Genomic DNA, 7,382 nt, shown 5'->3' with positions numbered 1-7,382 from the left:
TATTACCCGAAACTTCAGAAACCTTTATCTACCTTGCTATGATCCGTATTATGGTGAGGCGGCTAGCATAAAATTTGACCCCTAAAAACTTTTCAAACACCCTCTTACAGAAAATCTTGGCACAAGCGAAAAGATCCTTGGCTGATGCAGCAGTAGTTAACACTACTAGACATGGATTATTGTAAGTTTTAAAAGCGACTGGATTACCTGTAGAAACGGGTTCAGGAGGTTTAACAAATTACAATCGCTGTCAACAGAACTTAGATAAAACTCATTGGATTGATGCTGCTTGTGTTGGCAAATCAACGCCAATTCTCAAAATTAAAGGAGTTAAACCATTGTTAATTACAGCTAACGGACATGGTTCTAGACAGTCATGCCGTACAGATAAATTCGGGTTTCCGAGTCGTCATGTACCAAGAGAAAAAATACATTTTAATTTTCAAACTGGGGACATTGTAAAAGCAGTTGTAACCACTGGTAAAAAGGTTGGTGAGTATGTTGGAAAGGTTGCTATTCGCTCATCAGGCAATTTTAACATTTCTACAAAAAACGGGTTAATTCAAGGAATATCACAGAAGTTTTGTCAACGCATTCATTCAAAAGACGGTTATTCTTATGCACAGTAAAAGATTTGTCAATTGCTCAACTGTCCCCATCATTGTTTGTGCTAACGCACAAATTCACTCAAGGGAAGTTTGCCTGCGGCACGCTACGCGAACGCAATTGACCCTCCATTCCTCCCACCACCAATCTGAGTACAGATTTGGTGGGGGTCTCCTGGAGGTTTGAGATGAAAAAGCGGCTCTAGCTGTTGCTAAAGCGCGCTTTGTGTTGACTAGAAGCTAAAATTATGGTCTTTCTGTAGTTGTAACTACAAGACTTGTAAAAGTTGTTTAATTTTGATGTCTTGACGCTGCTTAAATTTATCCGGGAAATTCAACTCGATCGCAATTTTACCGTTGGGTTGTTCTTCTACCGAGGTAATTTCTGCCACAAATCGGCTAGATGAAAGCTCATCCCCATCCCGATTCAACAGCAATCCCACCAACGGCTTGACTGTGCGCATGGTATGCCAATCATGCTCTCGTAATATGCGGTTAGAGGATACAGCTTTTGTATCTTCTAATTCCAAGCGTAAACCTGTTACCCCTAATTCTGTGGCGACTCCAGAGAAAAAGTGACCATCCCAATAAAGTTGACCGATAGTTTGGACTTGTTTGCGTACCTTTTTGCGACTGGGTTGTTTGATATCCCGTAAAGAACGCCGCAAACTAGTCGCCAAAAATCCAAAGGAAGCCATTGGCCGATCTATATATTGGCGTTTTTGGGAATACCATTCTCGGACATCCGAGTACAACACCAAAGTCAAAGCATCCAGTTGAGCCGGAGTAGTATTGATAAAATCAACTGCTAAATGGGTTTCTGTATCGTTATACGGAGAAATCCGGATAATTCTGGCTGTGAGGGTAGCACTAGCAGTAAAGTCGCCCATGACCTCAATTTCGACTTCATCGGCTAAATTCGGCCAAGATTCCAAAGAAATTAACGCCCCAGTTTCGGAAATATTGATTGTTTCCCCCATTACTACTTGGTCGTTACTAGAAATAACCACATTTAGGCGTCGCTGTAATCGGTGTGCAGAACGGATTTGCGGTTGTTCAAAGCCAACTAACAAAGCAGCTACCAATAAAATCAGGTTTAAAATAGACCACATGGTATTGACTAGCACAGCTTGCCAATCTTCAGGCCGTAGCAATAGCCAATAGGGGATAGCCACTAAAGAAGCAACTACCACTAACGTCACTAACAACAGACTGCGCATTGATTGCCAGTCAAAGGTACGTTTGTTAACAGACACACCTTTATCCGTGACGTTAAATGACCCCATCTTGGGATTAATTAGCGCCAACATAGTTACCCACCCAGCCTGGAAAGCCATTGCAAATTCAAAAATTTCATTCCAGAACGAGAAGCGGACTTGTTTGTAGATGATGTAATTGGCTGACAGGGAGAGAAGTATATGGGGGATAGCGTAAGCTAAAGTTTCTAAACCTAAACCTTGGACGGAGTTAATGCCAAATAATAAAAATAGGGTAGGAGCGATCGCATATATTAATCGAGGATATCCATATAAAAAGTGCGACGTGGCACTGAAATAACAAATCCTTTGGGCTAATGTTAACTTCAGTTTAGGGTTAAATAAGGGGTTTTCTAACCGCAATATCTGTGCCATTCCCCGGGCCCAACGTACTTGTTGTCCCACATAAGAAGAAAAGGTTTCTGGTGCTAAACCAGCCACCATAATTTTGTCGTAGTAGACCGACTTGTAACCCTTGGAATGCAACCGCAAAGCAGTATGACAGTCTTCTGTCACGGTTTCTACAGCAATTCCTCCAACTTCTAAAACATGGGTTTTCCGCATCAATGCTGCTGAACCGCAAAAGAAGGCAGCATTCCAAAAATCATTACCTTTTTGCAGTACTTTATAAAACAGTTCATTACCCACCGGAATTTTACCATCGGTGAGCAAATTCCGCTCAAAGGGGTCGGGATTATAGAACCAGTGAGGCGTTTGCACGAAGGAGACTTTCGGGTCATAAAAGAAGCCTGTGGTGTGCAGTAGAAATTGGCGCGATGGAATGTGGTCACAATCCAAAATCAGCACCAAATCCCCATCAGTTTTGTAAAACGCCGTATTAATATTACCAGCCTTGGCATGTTCGTTATTATTCCGCGTCATGTGGATGCAGCCGAGTTCTTGGCACATTTGCCTGATTTGCTCCCGTCTGGCGCGGAACTTTTCCCGACGCGGATCGCCTTCTGGATATCTTTCTGGACGACCATCATCAAGAATATAAACTTTCTTTTTCCCCAGAGCATAGTCACAAGCTAAGGCTGCTAACGCTGTCTTGCGGACAATTTCCACATCTTCGTTGTAAGTCGGAATGTAGATATCAACGCTAAACCATTCAGCTTCTGGGATAGTAGATAAATTAACAGGTTGACGTTCTTTAATTTTCAGTGTTTGAAAATATGCCAATACCAAGGTCAAAATAGCATAAAGTTCCGCCGCCAATAGCAGCAAACAAGCAATACTATTTACCCAACCGTCAAAATTAAGCGTATAGCTGAGACGGTAGTATAAATAACGCAGTGTTGTCACCAAACTCAGCCAGATCATAAATAAATGATAATACTGGCTGATTTCGGGAGAAGATTCTTCATTTTCTGCTTGGACAACTAACTGACCAAGTAATATTAAAAAGACAGCAACTGCACCTTGTTGCCAAACTTGTATCGGCGTAATAACTAACGGCACAGAAACTATTAATAGCAGCAGTGCCAGCCACTTTAACTGTTTGAGACCGACTTGCTCAAGATGACGATCAAAGAATTTAGGGGTAAGGTCAATCAGCCAGTTACCCAATTTAGGGCGCTGGCGATCGCCTGGTTTACGCGGTGGTCTATAAGAAGAAGACATTATCTGATGTTAAATTTTGGATGTGAGATTTGAGAGAGCATTTGTCATTGCACGCAGAAAATTTTGAGTTTTTCCTGCGTGCATGGGAATTTTTTATTTCTTTTCCGAATTAGCTAGCCGCTTGATATACAACTGAGAAATGCCGTAAAGCAGCACCGATAAACCCACAATTCCTAGAGGTAGTAATAGCCAATTTTCTTGGATGAGCCGCGATACCTTACTTAAGAGCGTGGTCTTTTCGATGCGATTCACCTTTGGCGCGCTTTGGAAAAAATCTAGCTGGTAAGCATCAGCATCATAGGGATTGGGGTCTTTTTGATCGCTGCTAATCAGCACCGTGTCTTTTTTGAGTTGGAAGAACCACGGATCTTGATTGAACACTTGACGCACTCTTTCTAAACCAGTATCCGATTGAGCTGTCAAAGCCAAAAGCACGCGCTCTTTATTCCAAGGGGAAATAATTTGCTTAATCATCCCTTGGGCGTCCTGTGGAGTTTGCACCGTTGCTTGGGCGGATAAGCGAGAAAATGCTTGACTCAAATTTAAGCCACCAGATTGAAATACATCCGGAAGGGGAAACTTTTCTCTAGTACCAATTCCCACTAAATTGTTATTTTTGCGGACTGTTTCTGGTAATGAATCTGGAGTATAAACATCTAATTTGACCGTATCTGCTTGGCTGATTCTTCCTAAGCGTTCGCTCAAAGCTAGCAAAGTTAACACATCTGTAGCTGTGGGGTTTTGGGGTAGAACGATCGCGGTGTTCGATAAATCTTGAGGTGCAGCCAATGGATAACCAAATTTCAACAGATTTAAATCTGGTAAATCTGCAGAAACTTCTCGTCGCAAGTCAAAACTAGTATCCGAATGCACCGTCCCTGTGAGTTGTTGATCTGGTGGTTGGAGACAGTTTTGTTGATCAAATGGTTCTCGCGAATTCATCCGGAAAAACACTTGCAGTCGAGAGTTAGGCTTAACTAGGTTTTCTGGTAAATTAACTTTCAGGTTTTTGCGATTTGCACCAGATTCAGAATCTAGACGCGCACCACCGATGAATACCCCATCTAGCAGTACTTCTATGGCTGAGGTTCTGGGGTTCATTTGCGGCCCATAGCTATAAACCAAGTTCATTGAACTACCGCGCAGAAAGCGATCGTCAGGTAAAGCCCGAAAATCAATATCAATTGCTGGCGCAGCTGCACCACGTACAGTCACATCAGTAAAAGGTTGACCGTTTACCTGGGTTTTAATCTCGCTGAGTTGGAATGTATTCTTCTCTGGTAAATAACGCGGCCATTGGCGGGTTCCAGGTGTGGCTGTATCCTGAAGTTTATCGACTAAAATTACTTGACCTGTACCCATTTTCCGCACGTCAGGCTGTGTGAGAAACTGTACTGCTTTGGCTACAGCTTGGCTGCTATTGCCAGTCGCAATTAATACAGGAGCATTACTCTTCTCAGTGCGGGTAATCAGCAATACACCTGTATCTTCAGGTATGGGGTTGTTATCGCGATCGAGAATTTGAGAGCTAACAACTTTCAAAGGTAAATTCTTCCAACTAGCAAGGGCGGGTTGTTCGCTAGGAGTCCCAATAATGACTAAGCGTTGGTTTGGCTTGACATCTGATACATCCGATACCAAGCTTGTTTGCATGGGGCGAAAATCCGCAGTTCTTCCTAGAGAAGCTTGTAAGCGAGCTGCTGGAGTTAGCCAAGTTTGACTGACTTGGTTAGGTTGCAGATAAACAATTTGGTTGGTATCTAAGCCCAGTTCATCAAAGACAGGATAGGGATAGCGACTAAAGTTGAGGGGAATTGGCTGCTGTTGAAAGTTAAAAATCAATTTAGAATCGGGCAGAATTTCTGTCCACAAATCTGGACTATTGGGATTACTGCATTCTAGAGAGTTGCTTTGTTGAGCGACAATTGTTAACTCGTTATAGTCCTGAACTAAATTTGACGGTATATTTAACAACACTTGACCGATTTGCGACTGTTTGCGGTTAAGTGGTACGCTACCGACGCTCGTACCGTTGAGTAGCACTGTCAAATTAGAGCGACTGGCATATAAAGCTGGAGAATGTTGAAAGCGGATTAAGGCTTTGACTTGTCCTTTATCCAATTTCCAATTACGGGGACGGGTAAAAGCAAGGCGACCTTCAGAATAAACCCCTCGTAAACGCATCCGGTTACCAACAACCGGACTGCGATTAAATTCTAGATTGTAAGTTATGAGATTTTTGGCATCAGTTGCTTCGGATAAAGAGTTGGCTGGTGACTTTTGTGTACTCTTAGCCTCTGTATCTGCTTGTGCTAATAAAATAACTGGCTGCTGGTTGTTAGCTTTGCTCTGAGCATTAACCCTGGTTAATGCATCAGGAAACAATAAATAGCAGGAAGTCGCAACGACTATTGTTGTGCCAGTGGGTAAAAGATGAAACAACTGCTTCATGGTATGCCGTATGGTAGATTTTCTTAGTTTTTGTGTTTAATTAATTACTTATGAAACAATACGAGATAAGTTAGTATTTACATATGCGCGATCGCTTTCCACTCCTCTGTTTGATGGCTAAACTACAAACTTGGTGCTACTTACCTAGAATCAGTTCCCTTGGTAGTGAATCTGGAGACCATAACCCTAACCAAGCTAAATTTTGGGTGTAATAAGCAGAGTGTTCTCCCCAAATTCCTTGCTTGTATTGCGGTAGCAATTTTTTCGTCAGTACTTCTGATGCTATTGAGGGTTTAACCAAGCGCATGGCAGCATAGAACATGGCGTACTGAGATGTAGCATCGTAATCTACTAATTGATTTCCTTGGAGATCTATACGTGCAGGAAGATAAGATTTTTGCGTCCATAGATTTTGTAGGTTTTGAGTAGATTGCTGTAAATATTGCTGGGCTTGGGGTGAATTGAACCACACAGCATCCAGTGATAACCGCCACCAAACGCGGTAAGCATCGAAACTATACAAACTCTTGAGGGCACTAGAGTTTGGCATAGTTTGGAATTGATTGGTTTTGAGATCTAACGCTACCCAATCGCTAGGTAAACCCACAGTAGACAGTCGTGCAGAGTTTTCCAAAATTTGGTAGCTGCTATCGACTAAACTCAACCAATCATGTCCAGAGTCAATTTGGGCAAATATGCGAAAAGCATAAGGAGCCAAATATGAAGGGTTGAGATAGAGGGTGGATTCATTGGGGACAAAGGCGGCTGTGGGGCCGGGTAGCAGATAGCGTTTACCATCAGTTCCAGAAATAGTAGATAGGTTCCACAAATCTCGTAATTTGGTTTTCGCCAGTTCCATATATTCTGGACGCTGCCAACGCCGTGATGCCAAAATCAAGGCGGTAATGGCATCTATATCACCATCGCTGGCAAAGTTGCTGTCGATAATACCCCAGCTATTATCTGGCTTTTTACCCCACTTCCAAGCCCACAAATTATCTGTAGGTTTGCCATTTTGTTGCCTTAGCAGATTACTTTCTGCCCACTTTAAAGTCAGAGCAAATGTTTCTGGATCGTCAATGAACACAGCTCGCAACATCGCATAAGCTTGACCTTCACTAGTGGAATGATCGCTCGCTTCATAGTCGATGACTCGTCCATCACCTTGAATAAATTTGCGGCGGTAGCTATCCCAGCTTTCAACTAGTAATTGTCGATTTGGGGTTGATTCAGGTAAAGCAGCCAAAAACACTGACTTTTGATCGCTACCATCTACAGGAGTAACATTTGGTACTGGAGTAGGTAAATCGTTTGGTGTTTTGGGATTCACTACTAAGACACAAGCTGATAGACCGAGCGGGCAGAGAATTACTGCCAGTTTTGAGAGGTACCGCATCCTAAGAACTGTTTGGTTTGTGAAACGTTGACAAAGGGTGCAGGAGGTGAA

3 protein-coding genes and 1 pseudogene are annotated in these 7,382 nt (G+C 42.7%); 1 reads left to right on the top strand and 3 read right to left on the bottom strand.

Going from position 1 to position 7,382, the window contains the following annotated elements:
• Nucleotides 1-104: 104 nt before the first annotated feature.
• A pseudogene (locus H6G08_RS22890) lies at nt 105-629 on the top strand (RNA-guided endonuclease IscB); the annotation flags it as partial.
• Nucleotides 630-874: 245 nt separating this feature from the next.
• Here the strand turns inward: H6G08_RS22890 and bcsA are convergent.
• The 3 genes from bcsA to H6G08_RS22875 all read right to left on the bottom strand — a co-directional run bounded on the left by bcsA (nt 875) and on the right by H6G08_RS22875 (nt 7,331).
• Nucleotides 875-3,484, bottom strand: coding sequence for a UDP-forming cellulose synthase catalytic subunit (bcsA, locus tag H6G08_RS22885; protein ID WP_190547070.1), 2,610 nt, complete (start codon nt 3,482-3,484; stop codon nt 875-877).
• Between the two features lie 93 nt (nt 3,485-3,577).
• Nucleotides 3,578-5,935 carry a cellulose biosynthesis cyclic di-GMP-binding regulatory protein BcsB gene (locus tag H6G08_RS22880; RefSeq protein WP_190547068.1) on the bottom strand — a complete coding sequence of 786 codons (2,358 nt, stop codon included), beginning with the start codon at nt 5,933-5,935 and terminating at the stop codon, nt 3,578-3,580.
• A 136-nt stretch (nt 5,936-6,071) separates the two neighbouring features.
• Nucleotides 6,072-7,331 carry a family 8 glycosyl hydrolase gene (locus tag H6G08_RS22875; RefSeq protein WP_190547066.1) on the bottom strand — a complete coding sequence of 420 codons (1,260 nt, stop codon included), beginning with the start codon at nt 7,329-7,331 and terminating at the stop codon, nt 6,072-6,074.
• Between the last annotated feature and the right edge of the window lie 51 nt (nt 7,332-7,382).

The sequence above is a fragment of the Calothrix anomala FACHB-343 genome, assembly GCF_014696435.1.
In the GTDB taxonomy this organism is placed as follows: Bacteria; Cyanobacteriota; Cyanobacteriia; order Cyanobacteriales; family Nostocaceae; genus Aulosira; species Aulosira anomala_A.
This window is presented reverse-complemented; position numbering and strand designations above follow the sequence as displayed.